The sequence below is a fragment of the Paenibacillus sp. FSL R10-2771 genome, assembly GCF_038000205.1.
GTDB lineage: Bacteria > Bacillota > Bacilli > Paenibacillales > Paenibacillaceae > Paenibacillus_AQ > Paenibacillus_AQ phytohabitans.
Window position 1 is genome coordinate 3,924,537 of record NZ_JBBOBM010000001.1, and the last position, 25,279, is coordinate 3,949,815.

Here is a 25,279-nt window from a genome sequence, read left to right on the forward strand (position 1 = left end):
CTCTATACGGCCAGCTTATCCGCAAGAGCATTTGCCTCCGCTGCCGCATCCGCCTTTGGGGGACGGGTCATTGCTCGGAACCTTGATGCTGTCCGATACCGAGAAGGCGATTGCTTCAGACATGGAGTGAAGAATATCATCCAGCGTCTTCTCCGCATTCTTGAAGCGGACAACCTCTTCGAACTGTTCCAGCTCCCGCTCTACTAACTCAACCTCATCCTTGGCCGAATGATAGTTCGGGTGAAAATGTCCAAACCGCTGTGTCTCCTCAAACAGCTCCTTCTTGCTCTGCAGCCGTCTGACCATGGCCTGGATTTCGGGGCTCTGATCGACCCGCCCTTTCCAGTATAAGTAATCCGACACTTCGGCGGATTGATTAATCATATCGCCTAATTCATAGGCGTATGTCAGCACTTCGGCCATATCGACCGTATTTAATTCCGCTACGCTCATGAACTTCAACTCTTTTCTGCATTAATGTTCTACCGCAAACGGTAGACTACCTTATCATAACATATCCGGCTGCTCGAGAAGAAGAGGAATTTCTCTGTTTGACAGGATGCAGCAGCTTCATTTCCTGCCAGTCTTCGGCGGCAAGCTGAATCTGCTCTACACTCGCTGAACCTGAACGCAGCAGATTCCCCCGAACTCTCCACGGGCGCCCGCTTATTTGCTCCGGAATGAAGTCTGCAGTTTGGCCCTGCATAGAAATTCTAACCTTGATTCCCCAGCCCAGCGCCTGCTCCATCACCTTCTGCGCCGTAGTCACATGGTATTGCCTCCACTGGTTGAACCACATTTGCGGAACGGCATCTTCACCCGGAAGCAGCTCCTGATCCTGCGCTGTCCCCGCCAGCGGCAGGAGCTTCGGACACGCTGCAGCACCAAGCAGTCCCCGTTCCGCGGCAGTGGAAGGAAGCTCATAACGGAGTGATGCTGCGGGCCGTTCAAAAGGTCCGAACGGGTTGTAAGGCTGCAAGGCCTCCTCCCGGCCGCCGATGATTCTTGGCGGAGCCAGCCCGGCTGCAGCCAGCTCCTTGCGCAGCTGGCCGACAGATTCCGGGCGAACGATGAAGTGGAGCTGGCCAATCCGGGTCAGAATATCCTGCAGCCGGGGATGCGCAGCAATATCTCCGCTCTCCTGTTCACCTGCACAGGACAACAGAATAACCTCAGACAATGATGTCCGCCCGATTCCCTTAACCCACTGCCGAAGCGACAGCTCCACCTGCTCCGGCAGCCCCCCTTGAGCATTCGCGGTAAGCCAAGCAATGGCATTCCCTGGAGGACACCCCAGCTCCGCTGCGGACTCCAGCATTTCCCGGGTCAGCCGGAAGCTCCAGAGGTCCTGATTATGCAGCAGCTCGGCGTATCCTGCCAGGGTCCAGCGGAGGGTATACGGAACTTCAGGCGGGACCAGCACCTCGAAATCCGGCTGGACAACGAACCTGCCGGCCGCAGGTACAGCAGATTCTGCAGGCAAACCCCAGTCCGCGCCAGTCTCCCCTGGCTTCAATGAGCTGCCGGAGAGTATCTCCTCCTGCTCCTGCTCCTGCTCCTGCACCTGCTCATAATCATGCTCATGTTCTGGCCGGCCTTCTGGTACAGCAGTTCCGCCGCAGGCTTCATCTGGCTGCGATTCCTCCGCTTTCACTATACCTGTATCTTCTCCGCTTATCTCCGGTTCTATTGTACCTGCCGAAGCTCCGTCCAGTTGCGGCTTCACTGCCTTCCACCGGAAGCAGGGCTCTCCCTTGGCTGAATAACCCAGGTCACACCAGCCGAAGCCTGCCAGGCAGCGGAGCCAGGCCATGGCGGACGCATGCAGCTCCGGACCGTCCGGCCCAGCAACAGACTGCTCTTTGGCAAGGCCGCTCTGTATCATCCATTCCAGAAGAGGCGGCACGGCAAACCATTCTCCCGGGGGGAATTCCGCCGTGGAGATCAGATGTCTGAAATGCTGTCCGGCAGGCTCCGGTGAGCCGTATCGGCTAATTACAATGCGGTATAGCGTATCGGTCATCTCCTGCTCAGTCAGCGCCAGCCAGCACTGCAGCTTCGTTATGTCTATTAAATATCCGCTGCTGCTGCGGCTGATCAGACCCAGAACAGCCATCAAATCTACGATAACGGTTACCGGAAGCGGGTAAGGCTCAGAACTGGCCTGGTTGAGCTTAAGTCCAGCAAGATGCTCCTCCTGCATCGACAGCTGGCCTGCCAGCAGACCGAGCTGCTTCTTGTGTATAAGTCCCTTGGCCGTCAGCGGCAAGCCCTCCCGCGCTGTAAATAACAGTCCCCGGAACAGCTCGGCAGCCAGACCCGTGCAGGCAGCAAGCTGGGCCTGTACATCTGTTTCTCCAAGACTCTGCGGACGGGCAGGCCAGAAGCTCCGCACGATCCGGGGGAACCTCTGCTGCGGGATCTGGTACAGCTTCTCTCCCCACATTTTCTGGCGCAGCTCCAGCATCCCTGCCATGAGCAGCTCATTCAGCGCCAGCTCCTGCTCAGCACGGCACAGGAATGCCGGCCGCAGCCGTTCAATGGTATCCGCCGCCCAAGGACTGGCTGCGTGTTCCGCACAAATCGCCTGGAGCACTGCCTGCGCTTCCGGCGTCAGCTTCTGAATATCTGCATCAGGCTCCTGCCTCATCATAGAATAGCCTCCTCCGCGGATTCCAGCATTCTGACTGCGTAATCGTAGCCTTGCTCGGTTAAGAACATCCTGCGCCGCAAGGCAAATTCCTGCTCCCTGCTGTCCCCCGAGACCAGCGTATAGAAATACGCCTTGTTGTCGCCCGGCTTAGGCCGCAAAATACGCCCCAGCCGCTGAGCCTCCTCCTGCCGTGAGCCGAAGGCTCCGGATACCTCAATCGCCACCGAGGCATCCGGCAGATTGACGGCAAAATTAGCCACCTTCGAAACGACCAGCAGGGGCAACCGCCCTTCGTTGAAGGCGGCATACAATGCGCTCCGTTCCTTCTGTGTAGTTTTGCCGGTAATAAGCGGTGCGCCCAGAGTCTCCGCCAGCTGCTCCAGCTGGTCCAGGTACTGGCCGATTACCAAGATCGCCGCCCCGGCATGTGCCGCAGCAATCGATGCCGCGGCCGCAGCCTTAGCCTGATTGCCGGCCGCCAGGCGGAACTGTTCTTTCGCCCCGGCATAGATATATTGCTGCCGCAGCCGCTCATCCATCGGGACTATCACTTCTGTACAATCCACTGCCGCAATCCATCCCTGCCTCTCCAGCACCTTCCAGGGCAGATCGTAACATTTGGGCCCGATCAGGGAGAACACATCACCTTCCCTGCCGTCCTCCCGGACCAGCGTTGCTGTAAGACCCAGCCGGCGCGTAGCCTGAATGTCTGCCGTTGCCCTGAAGACAGGAGCCGGAAGCAGATGGACCTCATCATAAATTATGAGTCCCCAGTTCCGCTCATTGAACAGATTCATGTGGACAAACGGCCCTCCCTTGGCTGTACGGTGGGTCAGAATCTGATAGGTGGCGACCGTGACAGGCCGTACCTCCCGCTTCTCACCGGAATATTCCCCGACTTCATCCACGTTCAGGGTCGTCCGCTGCAGCAGCTCACCCCGCCACTGCTCGACCGAGGTCGTGCTGGAGGTAAGAATCAGCGTTTCACACTGAAGATGCTCCAGGACTGCAATCCCTACTACCGTTTTGCCCGCACCGCAAGGCAGAACAACAACACCGCTGCCGCCGATGCCCCCAATCCCCTGGAACTGCCGGATAGCATCCCTCTGATAATCCCGGAGCCCGAAAGCCGCCCCGCTAATTCCGGCCCCCTGCCCCGCTTCCTCTGTCCAGGCAAGCCTCAGCTCCTGCCCGTCCCGGAAACCGGCATAATCGAGTACCGGATAACCAAGTCCTGTTAATTCCTGCTTGAGCAGCCCCCTGTTGCTCTTCGGACAATAGCTCTGCAACGGGCCTGCCCTGTGCCAGCCCAGCTCTTTCAGAATCAGGCTGTCCTCCAGTTCATCCAGCAGCCCGGCCTGATCAGCTGAGAGCGTGATGAGCAGCGGATCAGTTTCATGCGTGCGCAGCTGCAATCTTCCGTACCGGGACATCAGCTGCCTGATTTCACCCTCAAGGCCGGAGGGAATTCCCCAGCGTGACAGCCTGCGCAGCTTAGCAATAACCGCTTCTGCCTCCTGGCCTCCAGCCGCTGCATTCCACAGGGACAACGGCGTTATCCGGTAGGTGTGATAGACCGGAGGGCTTTTGATAAGCTCGGCAAAATCAGCCAGGACCGCCCTGGCTTCCTCATATCCGGGATGGCCGCATTCCAGCAGAATGGTCCGGTCGTTTCTGGTAATGCACGCACCCTTTCCATCAGCATTCATAGTATTCCCTCCTTGTGATCTACAGTGTATAAGCTTTAATACAGCAGGAAATGGATTATCCCCATAAACAGGTAGCACAAAATAACCCCACAACGTGGGGCTTTCTGCATATTAATTTCAATTTTGAAAAAGCCCACCTCCGTTTAACGGACATGAGCTTCCCATAACCCTATTTAATGCAGCTGCCGCTGGGAGATTCCGCTTAACGCCTCTGCTGCCTCATCCGCATAAATCCTTTTCACCGCCAAGTCGCCAAGCGACACAATTCCGATCAGCTTCTTGTCACGGGTCACCGGAATACGGCGGATTTGCCTTGAAGCCATCAGTTCCGCTGCCTCATCAACAGAAGCCGTCTCCGAAATGGAGATAACCTCCCGGCTCATGACGGTTTCAACGGCTGTGGAGCCGGGATGCTTGTCCGCATAGCCTCGTAATACAAGATCACGGTCCGTGATTACACCCAGCAGCGTTGCCCCGTCGGCCGAATCTACTACAGGAATGAAGCCCGTCCCGTAATCTCTCATTTTGACGGCAACCTCATAGATATTATCGAGCAGCGTGACCGAAGCCGGATTGGCGGTCATTACTTCCTTGACTGTCTTCAAGAATGAACCCTCCTGTCTGCCATGTCCCCATGCCATTTGTGAGTAGTTTTTCCTCAAGCGTCAAATATTATACAAATACATTATTGTTCATTCAGACAGGAATCGGCCATGGCTACCAGAAGCTTCGCCCCATAGAGCATGGCATCCTCGTCAAAATCAAATTTGCTGTGATGATGCGGATAGACGGCATCCTTGGCAGGATTGCCAGCGCCCACAAAGATGAAGCAGCCGGGGATTTCCTTAACATAATAGGAGAAGTCCTCCGCAGGCATAATTTTCTCCATCAGCATAACAGTTGCGCCTTCTCCCAGCGCTTCCGGGGCGACACGGTAAAAGCGGTTAAATTCCGCTTCATCATTCACCAGCGGCGGGTAACCCATCAGATAATCGACACTCGCCTCTGCACCATACGCTGCTGCGATGGAAGCTGTCATCTCCTCGATTCTGCGGCGGATCAGATAGCGCGTCTCTTCATCGAACGCACGCACAGTCCCGGTAATCCGGCAGCGCTCGGCAATAATATTCTGGGCAGATCCGCCTTGAATCGTTCCTACGCTGACCACTGCAGGACGCAGCGGATCTACAGTCCGGCTGACAATGCTCTGCAGCTGGGTGACAAGGGCCGCCCCTGCCACAATGCTGTCCACCGTACGGTGCGGCATGCCGCCGTGGCCGCCCTTGCCGATAATATCGATGAAAAATTCATCGGCGGAGGCCATCAGCGGGCCTGGCGCGCTGCCTACGGTTCCTAGCGGAAACGGCGTCCACAGATGCAGTCCATAGACGGCATCTGCACCGTCCAGCACACCTTCTGCGATCATCCCCATTGCACCGCCCGGACAGACCTCTTCCGCCGGCTGGAACAGGAAACGGATCTCGCCGCGGATATCTTCACGGCGTGCACTGTAATAGGCAGCCGCAGCCAGCAGCATAGCCGTATGCCCGTCATGTCCGCAGGCATGCATAACCCCGGGATTCTGCGAAGCATATTCCCGTCCATTTTCTTCAGTTATCGCCAGGGCATCCATATCTGCACGCAGAACAACTGTTCTGCCGGGCAGTGCCCCTGTAAGTATACCTGTCAGTCCGTAGCCGGACCCGCTTCTTCTAACTTCAATCCCAAGTTCGGACAGTCTTGCCCCGACATAGGCGGATGTCTCCTTCTCCTGATAAGACAGCTCCGGATGGCGGTGTAAATGGCGGCGCCATTTCACCATCTCCGGCAGCAGCTCCTCTACCGCTAACCTCTCCATAATTCTCCATTCCCTTCTCCGGCAGCATACTTCGGACAAGCCTGCAGTCTGACTCTTCTATGTAAAGACCGGCCGCAGCATGCCATATATCTTTTATTGTAGCAGAAACACAAAAAAGTGGGTATCAATAGGCCCGCTCTACCTTGCACAACCCCGTGAAACATACTATCATGAGGAGGAACATCGCAAATTTTAATTACAAATGTATCATTATACTTCATACAGGGGAGTTGTGCGCTATGATATTTGAGAACACGGGCCTCGAAGGATTGAAGAGTGACCTTCTTTATCTGGACGAGAGCGCAACCAAAGCCGGGTTTATCCGCTGGCAGTGGGAATACTACCGCGCTACATACGACTGCAAGATAGAAGACCGCCAGAACGGCGGCGAGTACTTCCTGCGGATCAACACCCGCGCTGTGGAAGGGAAGCTGGAAAAGGCGGATGCCATACTGGCCATTGAAGCCGTCTACTTGGGCAAAGCCACTTTCCCCCACGGTCTGGAGTATGAATCTAAGGTGCCTCAGGCGGTACTGGATACCGCAACAGAGCATATTCATCAATTGAAAGAGCTGCTGGAAGCTTGAGTACCGCGAAGGGAAAAACAGCCTCCAAAGCCAGCCTGCCCAAAAGAGGAACGCCCGATTTCCAGTTGCTTATTCTTACCCTGCTGCTCGTCGGCTTCGGTCTGGTCATGGTCTTCAGCGCGAGCTCCAGCTTAACTTTGGCCAGTGAGAAATTCAGCTATGACGCTTTTTATTTCGTGAAACGCCAGTTAGTCTGGGCCGTGCTGGGAAGCTTCGTCATGTTCACTGTGATGAATATCCATTACAGCAAGTTCAAGAAATGGTACGCTCCGATCTTCGTCATCACGCTGGTGCTCCTGCTCTTCGTGGCTACCACCGAGAGAATTAACGGAGCCAAGAGCTGGATGAACATCGGAGGCCTTGGCATCCAGCCTACCGAGCTGGCCAAGATCTCTATCATTCTGTACCTGTCTGCACTCATCACCAAAAAAGGCGAACGTTTGCGGGATCTTCGCACCGGATACATTCCTGTGATGATCATCGTCGGTATTGTGGCCGGACTGATCATGATGCAGCCGGATCTGGGCTCTTGTCTGATTCTCGTGGCTACCAGCGGTCTTGTTATCTATGCCGGCGGCGCGAGCATGAAGCATATTCTTGGCTCAATCGGCTTGCTGGTCCTGGGTGTCGCTCTTGTCATGGGAGCCAAGACAGCCATCGACTCCTTGTCGCCGCCGACCGAGAAGGCAGCGGCCAATCAGGATTACAGACAAGGCCGGATCGAGGCCTTCCTGGACCCCGAGAATAACTCGGAAGGCAGCGGCTATAACATTATGCAGTCACTGATCGCTTTGGGAGAAGGCGGGACACAAGGCTCCGGTTTCGGCCAAAGCATCCAGAAGCTGCACTATCTGCCGTACCCTTATACGGATTTTATTTTTGCCATTATCGGTGAAGAGCTCGGATTTGTAGGAACCTCCATCTTCCTGTTGCTCTATCTGTATTTCATCTGGAGAGGCATTCTGATCGCGCTGCGGTGTACAGACCCCTTCGGCACACTGGTCGGCATAGGTGTGATGGGGCTGATTGCGATTCAGGCCTTTATCAATATCGGCGGTGTGACCAACACTATTCCGCTTACGGGAGTTACGTTACCCTTCATCAGCTACGGGGGCTCTTCCCTGCTGGTCACCATGCTCTGTATGGGGATTATGCTCAGCATCTCCAGGGAAACCAACCGTCCCTCCAAAGAGGAAGTCGTCAAGTCCGTCACTACCGTCAGACAGGTACGTGCGAATAGCCGTGCCAGCACGCGTGCCCGTTAAGAGGCTGCATCCTGACCGGTTGAATAAGGTATAACAAAAGGCAGTCCGGATAAATTCCCCGGACTGCCTTTTGTGTACCCGTCATGCGCTTTATGCAGTTAGCGCTTACGAGATCTCATCGTTCTTGAAGGCCACGCCTTCTACCTTAACATTTACCTCTACGATATGAAGCCCTGTCATGCTCTCCACAGCCTCGCGGACATTCTGCTGCAGCATCCGGCACACTTCATGAATCGGCGTTTCATAGAGAACAATAATGCGCAAATCCACTGCCGCTTCCAGCTGGCCCACTTCAACAGTAACGCCCTTCTGCACATTCTTACCGCTCAGGCGTTTCGCCCAGCCCTCAGACAAACCGCCAGACATGGCTGCAATTCCGGGAGTCTCCAAAGCTGCCAATCCGGCAATTTTCGAGACAACATCATTCGATATCCGTATATTTCCCATTTCTAGTTGAAGTTGTTCTGCCATGCCATATCCCCCCTACACTCATTATCAATTATTGTAATTCGAAAACAGGCTAAAAAGCAAATGACTTTCTCGCATTCCCGTTTACAGTCAGGAACAATTTGGGTATATTGATTATGAATTCAACCTACATACAGAGACTGGAGTGTGCTTTACCTTGAAAAAATGGATCTCGCCGGCGCTGCTGGTCATCACCTTCCTCCTCAGCGCCATCGGACATTATGCGGACTGGGACCATACCCTGCAGTTCGTATTATCCGCTATCTCGGTTATCTTCGTGGCCGGTTTCCTCGGCCGGGCGACAGAAAGCGTAGCCCACTATGCCGGTCAGCGGCTTGGAGGGTTCCTTAACGCCACATTCGGCAACGCTGCCGAACTGATCATTGCCTTCTTCCTGGTCAAAGAAGGACTTTTCGACATGGTCAAAGCCAGTCTCACCGGCTCGATCATCGGTAACCTCCTGCTGGTGCTGGGACTCAGTATTTTTGCCGGCGGTATGAAGTTCAAGGTTCAGAACTTCAATGTCACGCTCGCCGGGCTGAACGGATCGCTGATGATTGTTGCCGTCATCGCCCTGTTCGTGCCCGCCATGTTCTTCAACACCCACTCTATCACAGAGAAGGATACAGATGTACTCAGCCTTGTCGTCGCCGGCCTCCTGATTGCCGCTTACATGGCCTGGCTCGTCTTCTCTATGATTACGCACAAGAAATATCTCGCTGATGTAACGGATGACAGTGCAGAAGAGCTGCCTAATGAGCATGCTCCGGTCTGGTCCAGAAACCGTTCGATCCTCTACCTGGTGGTCGCTACGGTTATGGTCGCTTTCGTCAGCGAATGGCTAGTCGGCACCCTGGAGACCCTGACAGAACGCTTCGGCTTCAGTGAGCTGTTCGTCGGTGCATTCCTGGTGGCAATCATAGGTAATGCCGCCGAGCACAGTGCAGCCATTATGCTGGCCATGAAGAACAAGATCGGCGCTGCGGTAGAGATTGCCGTAGGAAGCAGTCTGCAGATTGCCCTGTTCGTTGCCCCGGTGCTGATCTTTGCCAGCTACTTCATGGGCAACACCATGTCCATCGTATTCACCACCATCGAGATTGTAGCTATTGCTGTATCGGTATTTATCGCCAAGTCGATTATTCAGGACGGCTCAACCAACTGGTACGAAGGTCTGCTGCTGCTCGCGGTATATCTGATTCTCGGTGTATCGTTCTATCTGGTATAACAACTCTGCACAAAAAAAACGCACATGAGCGGCCTCCCGGGTCCCCGTGTGCGTTTTTATGAATGACCGGAATTACATCTCCCGCTCCTCAGCCTTCTTATTGAGTGCTTCGTACAGTACAGCCAAGTTGCGTTCCAGCTTGCTCAGGACCTGCTTGCCTGTGAATTCAGGCACCAGCCCGGCTCTGACCGCAAAATCAACCTCTCTGGAGAAACCATACATCTGGGTATCCAGCACTTCCTCATAGAGAGGGCAGTAACGAGTCGCCAAATTCTCCATCTGCACTTCAATAAGCTTCTCAATTTTATTGGCATCTTCTTGTAGAAGATTGATTGCTTTGATATTAAGCTGTTCCTGCAAATCCGATGAAGTCATGCATTATCCCCCCTATGTCCAAAAGTTACAGCTTCTACTGCTTATTATACTTAATATTAGTCGAAATCAGGACCTAATACAAGAATTCAGTTTACGATTCGTGAAGAACGGACAAATATTACGGGTCACACAGCAAAAACGCCCTGCCGCAAGGCCGGACGTCTTCGGAAATAATGGATTACTCCGCTACAACTGTAAAGTTCAAATTGTGCTTAGCAAATACTTCGCTCATTGCTTTCTTGGCTTCCTCGGCATCTGTGCCATGTACATGAAGCTCGTAGCTTTGGCTCGATACCAGAGTAGTGAACAGACCAAGGATACTCTTAACATCAATGTACTTGTTGTCCGCTTGAAGAACGATAGAAGAATTAAACTGGCTGGCTGTTTGTGCAATATCCACGATTGCCGCATTGTTACTGGACATAGAAATCCCTCCGCAACTTGATAATAAACTTAAGTTCATTTGTAACCAATTCCATGATACATTGAATCCGCTTACTCACGCAAGGTGTTTCTTGAAAACAAGCTTACAGGCTTGCATTTCAGAGCTTTGTATTACATTTTATTTCAGATTCTCGGGATTCAGACCTTCAAGCTCCGGCAGCACAAAAATCCCGTCCTTGCGGATCAGCACATCGTCAAAGTAAATCTCTCCGCCGCCGTACTCCGGACGCTGAATGAGCACGAGATCCCAGTGAATGGACGAACGGTTGCCGTTGTCCGTAACATCATAAGCCTGGCCCGGTGTAAAGTGCAGGCTGCCTGCGATCTTCTCATCGAACAGAATGTCCTTCATCGGATGCAGAATATACGGGTTGAAGCCAATGGCGAATTCACCGATATGGCGCGCGCCGTCATCGGAATCGAGTATCTCGTTCAACCGCACCGTGTCATTACTGGAGGCTTCGATGATTTTGCCGTTCTCAAACGTAAACTTCACATTCTCAAAAGTCACGCCGTTATAGAGCGTCGCAGCATTGTAGCTGATCGTCCCGTTCACAGAGTCACGCACTGGTGCGCTGTAGACTTCACCGTCGGGAATGTTCTTCTGGCCGGAGCATTTCTCTGCGCCGATGCCTTTGATGGAGAAGGTAAGCTCCGTTCCGGGACCGGCAATCCGCACCTTGTCCGTTCTGCGCATAAGCTCAGCCAGCGAATCCTGGGCTTTGTCCATTTTGGCATAATCCAGATTGCAGACCGCAAAGTAAAAGTCTTCAAAAGCCTCGGTTGTTGTATTGGCAAGCTGCGCCATACTGGCATTAGGGTAACGCAATACTACCCATTTGGTATGCTTGACGCGTTGTTCGCTATGTACCGGGTGGGAATAGAGTGAATTGTAGAGCTTCATGTTCTCTTCAGGCACATCAGCCAGATCATTGACATTCTCACCGGCACGGATGCCGATATAGCAGTCCATCTGCTTCATCCGGTTCAGATCGATCTCTGCCCAGGTCTGGATGCCTTCAGGTGTAGCATATTTAAGCATGCTGCGCAGAACGGTACGATCCGTCAGCTGTACAAATGCACGGCCTCCGGCTTTGCCCACTTCTTCCACTACTGCTTTAATTAAATCTCTTTCACTGCCGATCATTTCGACGAGCACATTCTCGCCGGGTTGTACGTTTACGGAATACCCAACCAGGTTCGCCGCAAGCTTCTGAATTCTTGGATCATTCATGTTTCTCTCTCTTCCTTCCTCATGCTGAAAATAAATATACCGTTATATTGTAGCACGCCCGCTAAAGAGCGCAAGCTCTTACGGCATGTGAGCTTTCATTGATAGCCATAGAAATCAACCTGTGTAATGTAGGTTTCCTCAGTAACCACTCCCGCACTGCCGGGGGAGGTTGTCGTCCGGTTACAGGTCAGCCGCGCGGGCAGATTGCGCTTCGCATCTACCTTGAGATAATAAACCGTCCTGATACTGGCTTGCTTCAGTCTCTGCTGCAGTTCAGCCTGCTTCTGCTCCCATAATGCTGCGCGTGCCTCCAGCTCCTTAGCGGGCTCCCCAGCAGCCGTTCCAGCGGCAACCTGGCTAGCCGGCCTTATCGCCTGCATCTCCCGTTCCAGCTCCGCCGACAGCTGGCTGCGCGCTTCCTCCGGCGTCAGTTCAATGCGCAGCACGCGGGTTCCCCTGGCACTCCCCGCCTCCTCGGTTACCGTCTTCTCCAGCCCCTCCAGCTCTTCCAGCTGCCGGAGCGGGTTCAGCGCCTCCAGCGGATTGCTCTCCTGCAGAGCCGGCGCTGCCTGCTGCGTCTTCCATTCACCGTCTTCCTTCACCAGTCTGGTGTAGTAGACCGGAACATCCCCTGAGCCCTGCTCAAGAGGATGCGGAGCTGATCCGGCGGCGGCACCCGGCTGGCTCCCGTCCGGCAGCAGGGAATATAAGCTGACTTTGTTATGGTCCGCCACCTTTCCTCCATAATAGAGTGAGGATTCCGGAACCGCCTTGCCGCCGACCAGCAGCGCTGCCGCCCCTTCGAAGGAAACGCCGTCACTGCCGTCCATCCCGGCCAGCACGAGACTCAGATCCTCGTCAGCCGGCCTGTCATTCATGACGCGGCAGCCGCTTACAGGAATCAAGCAGATCAGCAGGACAAGGGAGAGGATTCCTGCACGGGACAGCAATAATTTCACCATGGCATTCAAGACCTCCGGTCGGATTATCATTCATTCTTCCTAGGGTCTCCCTGATTGCAGGGCTTATACGCAAATTAACCCCAAAAACAACCCCACAAAGTGGAGCTTAGGCTTCGATGATGACTCAAGTACTTTGCGGGGGCCCCAAAAATAAATAAAAGAACCCTTGAGGCTTAGGCCCAAGGATTCTTAGCGGTATTCTCAACGATTTTGTTATCAATCACTACCTGGTTCCGGCCGTTGTTCTTGGCTTCATACAGCGCCATGTCCGCCCGGTAGAACAGCGATTCTACACTCACCCGCTCATCTGTCCAGCTCCACTCTGCAATACCGCAGGACACGGTTACACGCGGCTCCGTCTCCCCCATCACCCGCTTGCGGATGCGCTCGGCCACAAATACTGCCTGCTGCACCCCAAGCTGGGGCAGATACACGGCAAGCTCTTCTCCGCCCCACCTGGCCGCGATATCCCCCTGGCGGATCGAGGACTTCACAATTTCACTTACCTGCTTCAGTATCTTGTCACCCTTCTGGTGGCCGTAAGTGTCATTGACCGCCTTGAACTGATCGATGTCAACAACAATCAGCGTTCCGCAGAAATCCGTAGACTGCCGCTGTTTGATCTCCTCATCCAGATAATGCCGGGCGAAGAGTCCGGTCAGGCTGTCGCGGTTCGCCAGGCGCCGCACTTCAGCATGCAGCCGCGCGTTGCCGACCGCAAGCCCGATATGCCCGGCCATAGCCTGCAGCAGCCTGTAGCTGTCGTAGGAGAAGAAGTGGGCGTCCTTATGGGCAAGCATAATAGCCCCCCGGACTTCTCCCCCTACATTTAGCGGAGTGGCGATCAGCGACTGCGAGCCGGTCGCATCCAAAAGCTTAGAGGTCATTCCGGCGGCGTACTTATAGTCGGATAGAAGAAGCGGCTCGCCTGAAGTATAGACCTTCCCGCCCAGTCCTTGCCCGGCTTCCACCAATTCCCCCAGCAGCGGGATATGATTACAGGCAATGACTTCGAGTCCGCCTCTTTCTTCATTCATATGGAGGATGCAGCAATAATCGGCCTCGAACATCCCCAGAAGCTCCTCAAAGGCAAATTGAAAAATATCCCCAAGACGCAGGCTCTGATTGAGGCGCTGCGTAAGCTCATTACTCATACGCAGCTCCCGGATAAGCTGGTTGGAGCGTTCATACAGCTTGGCGTTCTCGAATGCCGTGCCGGCCGTATCCGCAACCATGGTCAGAAAACGCAGATCCACTTCACGGAAGGAGGGCTTGTCCATTACCATATGAAAGACACCATAGACACCCTGCTTGCCTCCGAGCGGAAGACCTACCTCGACCGTACAGCTGTCCTCACGTCCGGCATGAAGCGCAACCCGTCCATCCTTGAAGGCTCTGGCACAGACGTCATTAATGGCCCAGTGGAGCGGCAGCGGTTTGACCTGGGGATGTGTACTGCGGTGGTCCTGCGACATGAACAGGTCCAGCCGCGCCCCGGGATACATCGCCGCAATACTGTCGATCACCTCGGTAAGCACGGCATCCACATCTATGTTGTCATGCATCCGCTGGACAATCTGAAAGAGCAGTGAACGGCGGCTGCTCTCCCGCTCAGCATGCAGGTGCACACCTGCAAGATCCGAAACAAATACATGCTCAAATTTATGATAAAAGCAGGTCTGGAAGTGCATCGACATCGCTTCTGCCGTATGTCTTCCACCCTCGGCATACTGCTCTGACGGCATCTCACAGCCAAGGACCGCGAATATTTCCCCGTGCCCGCGTGTAAAGATCGGCATAGCTAATAATGTCCGCGCCTGTCCATCCTCCTGAACCTCAATGGCATGCATCCCGCCAGAGCGCAGGCAGGCTCCCGCCGCCTCTTCCCATTCTGACTTCCAGCGCCCCTGCCGGAATTCGTATATGGGATCAATCCATTCTGCTTCATAGTTCAGTACACACCAGTTCCAGGACTTGGCGAAGGACGGTACGGCCTGTCCCAGCCATTCATTGAAACTCTCGGCAATCAGGTTGGCTGCATAAGGAAAATCATGGGACACTATGTCCGTCTCCCTCAGCCAAGCAGCGGGATCTTCATAATCTCCGCCTGATTGCTTGGTGTCCTGTAACAGCATACGACTGCCCTTGCGGTCGTATGCTTCCTGCTCCGACATAAAGAGGATCCCCTTTGCTATTTGATATCAAATTTTCCCGATAACATCTAATTAGCTATATTTTACTCCCTTTTCTTAGGTATTGCATTATATTTTCCTCAAAACCGGGATTTTTTTTAGGACCAAAGAACTAACGACAAAGATAGACAAAAACTCTTTTAAGTTGCGCTTGACTTTGACTGTCATTTTCATATAATATTTATTGTTGAACAAGACTGTAACAAGTCTTAATTGGGCGTAACGTTGTGTCACCCTCTACGCATTTCGTTACTGCCAGGGCAGCGGCTGAACTTCCCTCGGCAGTGTGAAACCATCTAACGCTTTCACGGATACGATTTGCGGCGCAAATAGGCCCTACAATACATTTGCAAATTAAAAGGAGTCTACTATAATGGCACGTTACACCGGACCTAAATTCAAACTCAGCCGCCGTCTGGGCATTTCCCTAAGCGGTACAGGCAAAGACCTGAAACGCCCTTTCCCACCAGGACAGCACGGCGCTAACCAACGCAGAAAAGTAAGTAACTACGGAATGCAGCTTTTGGAAAAACAAAAACTGCGTCACATGTACGGCTTGGGCGAAAAGCAGTTTAAAACTCTTTTCACCAAAGCACAAAAGCTCCAGGGTATCGCGGGCGAAAACTTCATGTTCCTGCTCGAAAGCCGCTTGGACAACCTGGTTTACCGTCTTGGATTTGCTAACTCCCGTGCAGGCGCACGTCAGCTGGTATCCCACGGCCACGTAACCGTTAACGGCAAAAAAGTCGACATCGCTTCTTACCGCGTAAGCGTGGGCGACGTTATCGGACTTCGTGAAAGAAGCCGCGCTATGGGTTCTATCAAAGAAGCTCTTGACAACCGCTCCCACCTTCCAGGCTACTTGGAATATGCTGATGGTTCATTCGAAGGCAAATACATTCGTTTGCCGGAACGTGCCGAGCTGTCCCAAGATATCGATGAGAAACAAATCGTCGAATTCTACAACCGTTAAGATTCTGCTTCCAGCGAATCTGATCAAAGCTCCCGGATACTTTATCCGGGAGCTTTTTTTGTTCTATACCCTCTCCCCGCTTGCCGTTACTCCTATAGTTTGCTCCCTGAAACAACGCTTAGGACTATTCCTTACTCAGAATCTTTGGCAAAAGCAGCATAAGAGTAAATCCCCTGCGGCAGAAGCGCATTCAAAATCGCCAAATTGTGCTATAATAGTTCCGTTAAAAGGAGGATAATCGTCGATGGTTGAGGAGAATAAGAAGAAGACCGCAAAACAGCGTCCACCGCGCAGATCCTGGCTCCGCAGGTTCGGTTCAGTCGTGAAGTGGATGTTTATACTCGGTATACTCGGCATTCTGTTTGCCGGTGGCGCTGTGGCAGGCTACGTGACTTCGATAGTGAAAGATGACCCTGTCCGCACCGAAGAATTAATTCAACAGGAAGTCAGCCAGAACGCCATTACCGGCTTTGCCTATTTCAGTGACGGGCAGCCGATCGGCCAGCTCCGGACGGAAGAAGACCGCAGACTTATTGAATTCAACGATATTCCACAGCTTGTGATTGATGCCGTTCTCGCTATAGAGGACAATAATTTCTACAATCATAAAGGGGTGGATTTCAACGGCACCCTGCGTGCAGTCAAGCAGAGGCTGCTGAACGAATCCGTTCAGACCGGGGGCAGTACGCTGACCCAACAGCTGGCACGCCGCGTGTTCCTGAATCTGGACCGTACAGAAGACCGCAAAGTGAAGGAGATCCTGCTGTCGCTGCGGCTGGAACGTTTTCTGTCCAAGCAGGAAATTTTAACGGCATACTTAAATAAGGTTCCTTTCGGGAACGGCTCGAACGGTTATAATGTATTCGGCATCAAGGCTGCCGCCAAAGGCATCTTCGGTCTTGATGATCTGGAAAAGCTGAACGTGGCACAAGCGGCTTATCTGGCCGGCCTGCCCCAGCTCCCCTCCAAATATTCCGCGTTTAACGGCGTAGGCGAATTCAATGAAACTGCCTTTGGCCGGGCCATGGACCGCCAGCGCCTGGTGCTGCGGCGGATGCTGGAAGAGAACAAGATTACTACGTCGCAATATGATGAAGCCCTGCTCTTTGATATCAAGGGCTCGCTTGCTCCGCATACGAAGAAGGCTTATGCTACCTTCCCTTATCTGATGCTGGAGACAGAGCGCAAAGCGGCTGAAATTATGCTGACGCTGAACGAAGACAACACAGGTGCTGCTTCGGATTCTGCCGCCGCCACCACCACCGACAACACGCTGCTTCTCGAGGAAGCCCGCCAGCAGCTGATGACCGGTGGCTACCGGGTATACACTACCATTGATAAGAAAGTGTACAGCGCGATGCACAGCATCTCGGAAGACAGTGATAACTTCACGAAGGACAGCAAGGCCAGAGGCAAGGAACAGACGGCCGGCATCATGATTAACAACAAGACCGGAGCGATTCTCGGGATGATTGAAGGGCGTGACTTCAACATCGAGCAAATGAATTATGCTACCCAGATGGTCCGCCAGCCCGGTTCCACCATGAAGCCGATTGCCGCGTATCTGCCTGCGCTGGATGCCGGATTAATCCAGCCTGCCGGCATCCTGGATGATGCCCCGATTGTAATGAAGGACGGCGGCAAGGGCTTCCACATTCCGAAGAATGCCAATAACCGCTATCAGGGGCTGGTTACCGCCCGTTATGCCCTGAATAAATCCCTCAACCTGCCGGCCTTGAAGCTGTTCAATGACAAGGTTGGCATTGAGAATGCCTGGACTTTTTCCAAAAAGCTCGGGATTACTACGATTCAGGACGATGATTATAACGCACAGACCGGAGTAATCGGGGGGCTGCGTTACGGGGTTTCCGTTGAAGAATTAACGAATGCCTATTCCTCAATCGGCAATCAGGGCGCATTCAATGATGCTTATATGATTGAGAAGATTGTAGACTCCCAAGGCAAGATCATCTATCAGCACAAAGTGAATCCGGAGCAGGTCTTCTCCGAGCAGACCGCTTACCTGATGACGGATATGCTGCGCACAGTAATAACAGACGGTACGGCAAGTACAGTCAAAAGCAAATATGAGCACTTCAAAGAAGTTCCGATTGTCGGCAAAACCGGTTCTACGCAGAACTACGGGGATGTCTGGTTCATGGGCTATACTCCGGATGTTACCCTGGGCATGTGGGTTGGGTACAAAGAACAGATTAACACCCTGCAGGGAGATACGCAGAAACGGCAGGCGCAGACTTTGTGGACCAAGGTTATGAATACCGTGATCGACAAACGTCCGGAGCTGTTCGTGACGAAGGAATTCCCGAAGCCGGAGGGCATCGTCAAAGCGACGGTCTCCGCTTACAGCGGCAAGAAGCCGTCGGAGCTGACGGATAAATTCACCACGGACCTGTTCAACGCCAAGTTCGTACCCACAGAAAGTGATGATGGAATCTCCAAAGCCAAATATATCACCTACAACGGGGTGAATTACCTTCCGCTGGAAGGAACGCCGGAGGATTTCCTGAAAGAGAAGATTGTCGTCAAGCGCGAGAAGCCGATTCAGAGCTTGGTCAAAGAACTGCTTGCGGCCTTCCCGGCCATGAAAGAACATGAATCTCTGTCGTACTACATGCCGGAAGATGCCAAGACTGACTTCCCGACTGAGGTAGACCCCCGGGTGGATGACGGCAACGCGCCTAGTGCTCCGGGTGAAGTGATGGTCTCCTACAGTACAGGTAAAGCTGTAGTTACCTTCACTCCTAGCGGATCATCCGATGTTGCGGGTTACCGGTTATACCGTTCACTGAACGGCGGCTCCTTCCAAAAGCAGGCTGTGCTCTCAGCCGGTGAGAGTACCGTCTTCAAGCCCGGCACGCCTGCCAGCGCCAACGCCACCTTCTATGTGGCTGCTGTAGACGTTGCAGGGCATGAGACAGCCTCCGGCAGTGTAGCCGGGACTCAGCCTACACCAGAGCCGACGCTGCCTCCGGAGGAAGTGCCGGGCTCTGACGGTACGGAGCCAACGCCGGATCCGGGAATCATCCCGGAAAGCAGCGATGATCCGGGAATGATCATTGTCCAGCCGCCGGGCGGCAATGAAGCAACGCCGTCTGGCAGCAGTAACGGAGCCGGCGGCAATACCGGTGCAACCACGCCATAAGCTAAAGTCTATGGATGGCACCCATTGAATGAACTGTAAAAGACCGTTCCCTGTATCTGAGGGAACGGTCTTTTCTATAAGCTGGCTGATATAGGCTTCAATCCTCAATCGTAGATAAATCGCCTGCCGGAAGATGCAGCTCCCAGGCCTTTAGGACACGGCGCATAATTTTGCCGGAGCGGGTCTTCGGAAGCTTCTCCTTGAATTCAATCTCACGCGGCGCAGCATGGGCAGACAGGCCCGCTTTGACAAAAGCAGCAATCTCGTCCTTCAGCTCTGCAGTCGGGGAGTAGCCATCCCGCAGTGAAATGAACGCTTTGATAATCTCTCCGCGCATCACATCCGGCTTGCCGATCACTCCTGCCTCAGCCACCGCCGGGTGTTCAACCAGTTTGCTCTCCACCTCGAACGGACCGATCCGCTCTCCGGAAGAATTGATTACATCATCAATCCTGCCCTGGAACCAGAAGTAACCGTCTTCGTCCATATAAGCCGAATCCCCGGAAATATACCATCCGGCAATCCGGAAGTATTCATCATATTTGGCCTGATTGTTCCAAACCTTACCCATCATCGACGGCCAGGGTGTCCGGATCGCCAGATTGCCCATGGAATACGGCGGCAGAATGTTGCCGTGATCATCCAGGATCGCAGCTTCAATTCCGGGCAGCGGCCGCCCCATGGAGCCGGGCTTGATATCCATCCCCGGATAATTACAGATTAGCTGCGCACCTGTCTCCGTCATCCACCAGGTGTCATGAATCCGCTGATGGTAGAATTTATCACCCCAGCGCACGACTTCCGGGTTCAGCGGTTCCCCTACTGACAGAACATGGCGCAGACTGCTCAGATCAATATCCTGAAGGCTTCCTTCCCCTGCGCCCATCAGCATACGGAAAGCCGTAGGCGCGCTGTACCACACCGTTACCCCATAGCGTTCAATGGTCTTATACCAGTCCTGCGGGCTGAAGCGGCCTCCCCGGATCACGTTGGCTACTCCGTTTAGCCAGGGAGCGAAGATCCCGTAGGAGGTTCCGGTCACCCAGCCGGGATCTGCTGTACACCAGTACACATCATCCGGACGCAAATCCAGTACAACCTTGCCTGTATAATAATGCTGAATCATTGCCCGCTGCACATGATAGATGCCCTTAGGCTTGCCGGTGGACCCGGAGGTATAATGCATGATCAGACCATCCTCAAGACTCAACCATTCCGGTTCCAGCTCTGCCGAAGCTGCTGCCATTTCCGCTTCATAACTCAGCAGCCCCGGATCTTCAGCTGCGGAACCTCCGACCAGAATAATGTGACGCAGCCCCGGAAGCTGGTCTCGCTTCACCCGCTGCAGCAGATCCGGCGTAGTCACCAGAGCCACCGCTCCGCTATCCTCCAGGCGGTCCTTCACTGCCGTTTCCATGAACGCCTCGAACAGCGGTCCTGCTACGGCTCCCACCTTCAGAATGCCCAGCAGGCTGAAGTACAGCTCCGGTGTGCGCGGCATGAAGATGAATACCCGGTCCCCTTTGCCAATCCCATATTTATGGAGCACATTACCGAACTTGTTCGACCGCTCACGCAAGTCGGCAAAGGTGTACCTCTCCTCGCGCACAGTATCACTATAGATCAAAGCAGTAGCTGCTCCCCGCCCTTCCTGCACATGACGGTCTACGGCTTCATGAGCCATATTCACCTTACCTGTCCCATGCCAGGAGAAGCTTCTCTCGACATCCTCCCACCGGAATTCGTCAACAGCCCTTGAATAATCCTTCATATTCGAGTGCTGCACACGGCCCGGCAAAATTTCGCTGTGGACTTGCCCCATTACTCTTGCCTCCCCTACTGGTTTGATTTAAGCTTTAAGGGTAAGAATCTCTTAACTGCAATGATGTCAACGCGCCAAATGTGAATTTTTCGTGTCGGAACCAGTATATCACAGGAAGCGGTTACATTCCATAATATAGTGAACCGGAGGGAGCCCAATCATGGAGCACTGCAAAATCCCCGTGTCCCATACCTTAGAGCATAAAGAAAGGCTTATATCCGTTGAAGGACCTTTATCTCCGGATACTCTCAAGCTCCTGGCTATGCACCGCGATCTGGATGCCTTCCGGAAGCCGCAGGAGCAGCTGGAAGCATTGATCGAGATATCAGGACTGCCGGAGGGCCGGGTCGTCGCTGCAGTGGTCTCAGGCGTTATAGTAGGGTATGTCACCTTTCATTATCCGGATGAGCTGGAGCTGTGGTCCCAGGGAGGGATGGAAGATCTCGTAGAGCTGGGGGCCATCGAAGTCGCGGATGAATACCGGGGATGCGGGCTTGCGAAGCTACTGGTCTCCAGTGCTTTTGAAGAAGGGCAATTGGAGAACTGCATCGTATTCACTACGGAATATTATTGGCATTGGGATCTGAAGGGCAGCGGCCTCACGGTCTGGGAATACAGGCAGATGATGGAGAAGCTGATGAAGACCGTAGATATGGTGTGGTATGCCACGGATGACCCGGAAATCTGCTCCCATCCGGCCAATTGCCTGATGGTCCGCATGGGCCAGGCTGTTCCGCTGTCCTCCCGCGAGACCTTCGACCGGGTCCGCTTCAGACAGCGGTTCATGTATTGAGGGCCGGGATTGCATTACACAGAGCTTACATTGCCTTCAGCATATACTCCAGTATGGCGTGTGAACGTTCCGAAGCAGTCACCGTGAACTCACGGTAATTGACATGGGCCGAACCATCCGCTTTGTCAGACATGGAACGGATGATCACAAACGGCGTTCCGTTCATATTGCAGACCTGGGCGACAGCGGCCCCCTCCATCTCAGCACAAGCTCCGTCCAGCTGCTCACGCAGCACGGTAACGGTCTCCTTACTTGCAATAAACTGATCTCCGGATAGTACTATCCCTGTCACAGACTTCTGCTTCAGCTCCCGGCACGCCTGCTCCGCCAGCTTCACCAGCTGCGGATCTGCCGGAAATGAAGAGGTCTCCTGGTAAGGAATCACCCCTCTGGCGTAACCGAGTGCTGTCACATCCATATCGTGCTGGATGCACTGCGATGAAATGACAATGTCCCCGATATTCAAATCGGGATGCACTGCACCTGCCACACCAGTGAACAATACCCGCGAAACGCCGAAGCTGTCCAGCAGAATCTGCGTTGTTACTGCAGCATTCACCTTGCCGACCCCCGATTTGCAGAGCACCGCTGTTTTGCCGAATACAGTTCCCGAATGGAAGGTAATCCCCGCCCTCACGGTTGTCTGTCTATTCTCCATTTCCTCAAGCAGCAGCATAATCTCTTCATCCATTGCGCCAATCAGACCCAGAACTTCACTCATCCTTAACCCTCCCATTTATAACTTCCCTGAAACATAAAAAGCTCCCGAAGGAGCTTTCTACGTACCTTATATTCACTTGTTGAACGGACAAATCTTATTTGTTCACATGGTTGACGGACAGGCGAAGAATGGTTTCATGCGGCAGAATAACCCGTGGGTTCTCCACCGTTTCCTTCTTCATCAGTTTCGTCAGCAGTCTCATCGCTACGGCTCCCAGATCGTACATTGGCTGTGCCACAGTAGTGAGCAAAGGACGAACCATAGATGCCATCCGGATATTATCGACACTGATGATCGAGAAATCGTCTGGAACCTTCAATCCTTCATCCTGAATACTGTGAATTGCCCCAATGGCCATCTCATCGGTTGCTGCAAAAATAGCGGTTGGTTTCTTCTTGAGACCGAGGAAATACTTCATGGCTTCGACACCGGATTCGTAACGATAGTTACCGATGCGGACCAGATCCTCCTGGTACTCAATGCCTGCCGCTTCCAGCGCTTTCTTGTAGCCGTGGAACCGGGCATAGCCGTTCGCGGGATCCTGCAGTGTTCCGCTGATCATTGCAATCTCACGGTGGCCGTGACGGATGAGCGTGTTCACTGCATCAAACGCAGCCGTCTCATGATCGATATCGACGGAAGGGTAGGTGCCCTTCTCATCACGAGTGGCGCAGAGCACAATTGGAACTGCTGAGGTCTGGAAGGCCTGAATATGCTCCTCCGTAACGGTTCCGCCCATGAAGAGCAGCCCGTCCACTTGTTTCTCAAGCAGCGTGTTAATAACACGAATTTCCTTCTCCTTGCGCTTGTCCGCATTACACAAAATGATATTGTAGTGATACATATTGGCAATATCTTCAATCCCGCGTGCAATTTCCGCAAAAATCGAGTTGGAGATATCAGGGATAACAACCCCAACGGTTGTCGTTTTCTTGCTGGCGAGACCTCTCGCCACGGCATTTGGACGATAGCCCAAACGCTCAATCGCTTCAAAAACCTTCTTCCGGGTCTGCGGTTTCACGTTCGGGTTATTATTCACAACCCGTGATACCGTAGCCATAGATACGCCTGCTTCTCGAGCTACATCGTAAATGGTTACCGTCAAATTACTCTCTCCATTGCGATAAATTTTATCGTTCGACTAATTAAAATTATGATACGACACTTTGTACAATTGTGCAATGATAACGCTTCATTTTCCTTTCAAAATTTCTTTCAAAGGTTGAAACGCCAGTCCTGGCGCGGCTTTAACGCCTTCCGCCAATTCCTGATACTCCAATAACTCCCAGCCGTAAAACGCTTTAAATTTCAGAAATGCAGCGGCGGATCAAAGCCGATATTGCGCTCCAACCACCGGACAGCTGCAGCAATCCTGTAATCTCTTTCTATCGTATCAAAAAGTGCGTGAAAAATCCAACATTTGCTGAAATATTTTCATTGATTTTGCAGAAAAATTTTTCAAAACGCCAAAAAACGCCATTTATTTGGCACTTTCTGCCGATTGAGCCGTTAATTGGGACAGTCTAAGTCCAGTTTCACCCATCCATGACCTGTCGGACATATCTGCAGCTAAGCGGTAAATGTCCAATAGCAGATCAATCCGCCCCTGAATCGCACTCCGGATGGACTCTTCCAGTTCAGGCAACCCGCCGGCAAATAAACCGGAAGCAAACGTTTCCTTCAGCACACTGGCCCACTCATTGCGCTCCGCAAACGAAAGCTGCTTCCGGCCAGGCGGAGTAGCAGCAAGCTCACCGATGAGCTTCCCCAGATCCCGTTTGATCACGGGCAAAGGTTCATAGCGGGCACACTGCCTGCAGGTATATACCGGTACATGAGTAATTTTGATCTTTGCACTATAAATCAGTGTATGCATATGTATGGTCATGATCCCGCCGCAGCCGCATGACTTCTTCATTAAATTATCTTTATACATCTCCCACACCTCAGAATGATCTTTTAATAAACCAAGCAATAACAGGTACACCGTCCTGGAACAATTATTGCGTGAAGCCTATCCATTATCTTTCAAAAAACGCGTAAGTTTACCTGTTCAGATGCTATATTCGACCTTACTCCTGCGAATCCCTGCCGTTTTGCATATAATGATTTAATTGGCAAAATGCTTAGACTTTACCATATGAAAAGTGACTTCAACTTTTTCTTTTGATAGAATGGCTTAGAACCGAGATGTTATTAACCGGAAGGAGCTGCATGGAATGAGACTGGCTGGCAAAAAGGTTATAGCGCTTGTAGATGATGAGTTTGAAGATTTGGAGCTCTGGTATCCTGTGTACCGCGTGCGGGAAGAGGGCGCCGAGGTTCATTTGGCCGGGCTGGAGAAAAATAAGACCTATGTGGGCAAATACGGCGTACCCGCCACTGCTGAATATTCATGGGATGAACTGAACGCAGCCGATTATGACGGCATCCTGGTACCCGGAGGCTGGGCTCCCGATAAAATCCGCCGTTACAGCGCAGTACTGAAGCTGGTGCAGGATTTCAACGAAGCCAAGAAGCCGATCGGGCAGATCTGCCATGCAGGCTGGGTCTTGATCTCTGCCAAAATACTGGAGGGTGTAACCGTCACCTCCACTCCCGGCATCCGTGATGATATGGAGAATGCCGGAGCCATCTGGAAGGACGAGCCTGTGGTAACCGACGGACATATCATTTCCGCCCGCCGTCCGCCGGATCTGCCGCCTTACGGCAAGGCTTTCTGCGATGCGCTGGCTGGGGAATAAGGCCGTAACATATTGAAATTAAATGAAACTAATACGTGAAGATACATGAAGAGCCCTGTTCACCGCTGTAGCGGCGAGCAGGGCTTTT

Annotated in this window: 22 protein-coding genes; 7 read left to right on the forward strand and 15 right to left on the reverse strand. The window is 53.0% G+C overall.

Features of this window, described 5'->3' with window-relative positions; genetic code table 11:
- Positions 1 to 15: 15 nt before the first annotated feature.
- From NSU14_RS16975 to NSU14_RS16995, 5 genes are all read right to left on the reverse strand, one after another.
- Positions 16 to 453, reverse strand: coding sequence for a YlbF family regulator (locus NSU14_RS16975; protein WP_042136559.1), 438 nt, complete (start codon positions 451 to 453; stop codon positions 16 to 18).
- Positions 454 to 499: 46 nt separating this feature from the next.
- On the reverse strand, positions 500 to 2,653 hold the full coding sequence (locus tag NSU14_RS16980) for a helicase-associated domain-containing protein (RefSeq protein WP_340946380.1): 2,154 nt from the start codon (positions 2,651 to 2,653) through the stop codon (positions 500 to 502).
- Positions 2,650 to 4,362 (reverse strand): DNA repair helicase XPB, encoded by a 1,713-nt coding sequence (locus NSU14_RS16985; RefSeq protein WP_340946383.1) that lies wholly within the window; start codon positions 4,360 to 4,362, stop codon positions 2,650 to 2,652. The genes NSU14_RS16980 and NSU14_RS16985 overlap by 4 nt, the downstream gene beginning before the upstream one ends.
- A 173-nt stretch (positions 4,363 to 4,535) precedes the next feature.
- Positions 4,536 to 4,967: a CBS domain-containing protein gene (locus tag NSU14_RS16990; RefSeq protein WP_042136553.1), complete on the reverse strand. Its 432-nt coding sequence runs from the start codon at positions 4,965 to 4,967 to the stop codon at positions 4,536 to 4,538.
- Between the two features lie 80 nt (positions 4,968 to 5,047).
- On the reverse strand, positions 5,048 to 6,220 hold the full coding sequence (locus NSU14_RS16995; RefSeq protein ID WP_340946384.1) for an amidohydrolase: 1,173 nt from the start codon (positions 6,218 to 6,220) through the stop codon (positions 5,048 to 5,050).
- 239 nt (positions 6,221 to 6,459) lie between these two features.
- Here NSU14_RS16995 and NSU14_RS17000 point away from each other — a divergent pair, with 239 nt between their 5' ends.
- Positions 6,460 to 6,807: a YugN family protein gene (locus tag NSU14_RS17000; RefSeq protein WP_042136549.1), complete on the forward strand. Its 348-nt coding sequence runs from the start codon at positions 6,460 to 6,462 to the stop codon at positions 6,805 to 6,807.
- On the forward strand, positions 6,804 to 8,072 hold the full coding sequence (gene ftsW, locus NSU14_RS17005; RefSeq protein ID WP_081969965.1) for a putative lipid II flippase FtsW: 1,269 nt from the start codon (positions 6,804 to 6,806) through the stop codon (positions 8,070 to 8,072). The genes NSU14_RS17000 and ftsW overlap by 4 nt, the downstream gene beginning before the upstream one ends.
- 105 nt (positions 8,073 to 8,177) lie before the next feature.
- On the opposite strand, the gene NSU14_RS17010 is transcribed toward ftsW, so the two are convergent.
- On the reverse strand, positions 8,178 to 8,543 hold the full coding sequence (locus tag NSU14_RS17010) for an Asp23/Gls24 family envelope stress response protein (RefSeq protein ID WP_019911482.1): 366 nt from the start codon (positions 8,541 to 8,543) through the stop codon (positions 8,178 to 8,180).
- Positions 8,544 to 8,697: 154 nt separating this feature from the next.
- Between NSU14_RS17010 and cax the strand changes: the two genes are divergently transcribed.
- Positions 8,698 to 9,768 (forward strand): calcium/proton exchanger, encoded by a 1,071-nt coding sequence (cax, locus tag NSU14_RS17015; RefSeq protein WP_042136546.1) that lies wholly within the window; start codon positions 8,698 to 8,700, stop codon positions 9,766 to 9,768.
- A gap of 72 nt (positions 9,769 to 9,840) precedes the next feature.
- Here cax and NSU14_RS17020 read toward each other — a convergent pair whose 3' ends face one another.
- The 5 genes from NSU14_RS17020 to NSU14_RS17040 all read right to left on the reverse strand — a co-directional run bounded on the left by NSU14_RS17020 (position 9,841) and on the right by NSU14_RS17040 (position 14,957).
- Positions 9,841 to 10,143, reverse strand: a complete 303-nt coding sequence (locus tag NSU14_RS17020) for a YlaN family protein (RefSeq protein WP_039297956.1) — start codon at positions 10,141 to 10,143, stop codon at positions 9,841 to 9,843.
- Between the two features lie 178 nt (positions 10,144 to 10,321).
- Positions 10,322 to 10,567, reverse strand: coding sequence for an HPr family phosphocarrier protein (locus tag NSU14_RS17025; protein ID WP_042136544.1), 246 nt, complete (start codon positions 10,565 to 10,567; stop codon positions 10,322 to 10,324).
- Between the two features lie 138 nt (positions 10,568 to 10,705).
- Positions 10,706 to 11,821, reverse strand: coding sequence for an aminopeptidase (locus NSU14_RS17030; RefSeq protein ID WP_042136541.1), 1,116 nt, complete (start codon positions 11,819 to 11,821; stop codon positions 10,706 to 10,708).
- 95 nt (positions 11,822 to 11,916) lie between these two features.
- Complete coding sequence (locus NSU14_RS17035; RefSeq protein WP_076245403.1) at positions 11,917 to 12,783, reverse strand: hypothetical protein; 867 nt, start codon at positions 12,781 to 12,783, stop codon at positions 11,917 to 11,919.
- 173 nt (positions 12,784 to 12,956) lie between these two features.
- Positions 12,957 to 14,957 (reverse strand): sensor domain-containing diguanylate cyclase, encoded by a 2,001-nt coding sequence (locus tag NSU14_RS17040; protein WP_076245401.1) that lies wholly within the window; start codon positions 14,955 to 14,957, stop codon positions 12,957 to 12,959.
- A gap of 391 nt (positions 14,958 to 15,348) precedes the next feature.
- On the opposite strand from NSU14_RS17040, the gene rpsD reads away from it, so the two are divergent.
- Together rpsD and NSU14_RS17050 are read left to right on the forward strand one after the other, a co-directional pair.
- Complete coding sequence (rpsD, locus tag NSU14_RS17045; RefSeq protein WP_039297946.1) at positions 15,349 to 15,948, forward strand: 30S ribosomal protein S4; 600 nt, start codon at positions 15,349 to 15,351, stop codon at positions 15,946 to 15,948.
- Positions 15,949 to 16,192: 244 nt separating this feature from the next.
- Positions 16,193 to 19,111, forward strand: coding sequence for a transglycosylase domain-containing protein (locus NSU14_RS17050; protein ID WP_340946390.1), 2,919 nt, complete (start codon positions 16,193 to 16,195; stop codon positions 19,109 to 19,111).
- 97 nt (positions 19,112 to 19,208) lie between these two features.
- Here the strand turns inward: NSU14_RS17050 and acsA are convergent, their stop codons facing one another.
- Positions 19,209 to 20,933, reverse strand: coding sequence for an acetate--CoA ligase (gene acsA / locus NSU14_RS17055; RefSeq protein ID WP_076245398.1), 1,725 nt, complete (start codon positions 20,931 to 20,933; stop codon positions 19,209 to 19,211).
- Between the two features lie 160 nt (positions 20,934 to 21,093).
- Between acsA and NSU14_RS17060 the strand changes: the two genes are divergently transcribed.
- A complete protein-coding gene (locus tag NSU14_RS17060) occupies positions 21,094 to 21,726 on the forward strand; it encodes a GNAT family N-acetyltransferase (protein WP_042136533.1) in 633 nt (210 codons plus the stop codon).
- Positions 21,727 to 21,751: 25 nt separating this feature from the next.
- Here the strand turns inward: NSU14_RS17060 and NSU14_RS17065 are convergent, their stop codons facing one another.
- The 3 genes from NSU14_RS17065 to NSU14_RS17075 form a co-directional block, all read right to left on the reverse strand.
- Positions 21,752 to 22,447, reverse strand: coding sequence for a 5'-methylthioadenosine/adenosylhomocysteine nucleosidase (locus NSU14_RS17065; protein WP_042136531.1), 696 nt, complete (start codon positions 22,445 to 22,447; stop codon positions 21,752 to 21,754).
- Positions 22,448 to 22,541: 94 nt separating this feature from the next.
- Positions 22,542 to 23,552, reverse strand: a complete 1,011-nt coding sequence (gene ccpA / locus NSU14_RS17070) for a catabolite control protein A (RefSeq protein ID WP_036695017.1) — start codon at positions 23,550 to 23,552, stop codon at positions 22,542 to 22,544.
- Between the two features lie 375 nt (positions 23,553 to 23,927).
- A complete protein-coding gene (locus tag NSU14_RS17075; RefSeq protein WP_156118625.1) occupies positions 23,928 to 24,365 on the reverse strand; it encodes a hypothetical protein in 438 nt (145 codons plus the stop codon).
- Between the two features lie 301 nt (positions 24,366 to 24,666).
- Here NSU14_RS17075 and NSU14_RS17080 point away from each other — a divergent pair, with 301 nt between their 5' ends.
- Positions 24,667 to 25,191, forward strand: a complete 525-nt coding sequence (locus NSU14_RS17080) for a type 1 glutamine amidotransferase domain-containing protein (protein ID WP_039297933.1) — start codon at positions 24,667 to 24,669, stop codon at positions 25,189 to 25,191.
- Positions 25,192 to 25,279: the final 88 nt, after the last annotated feature.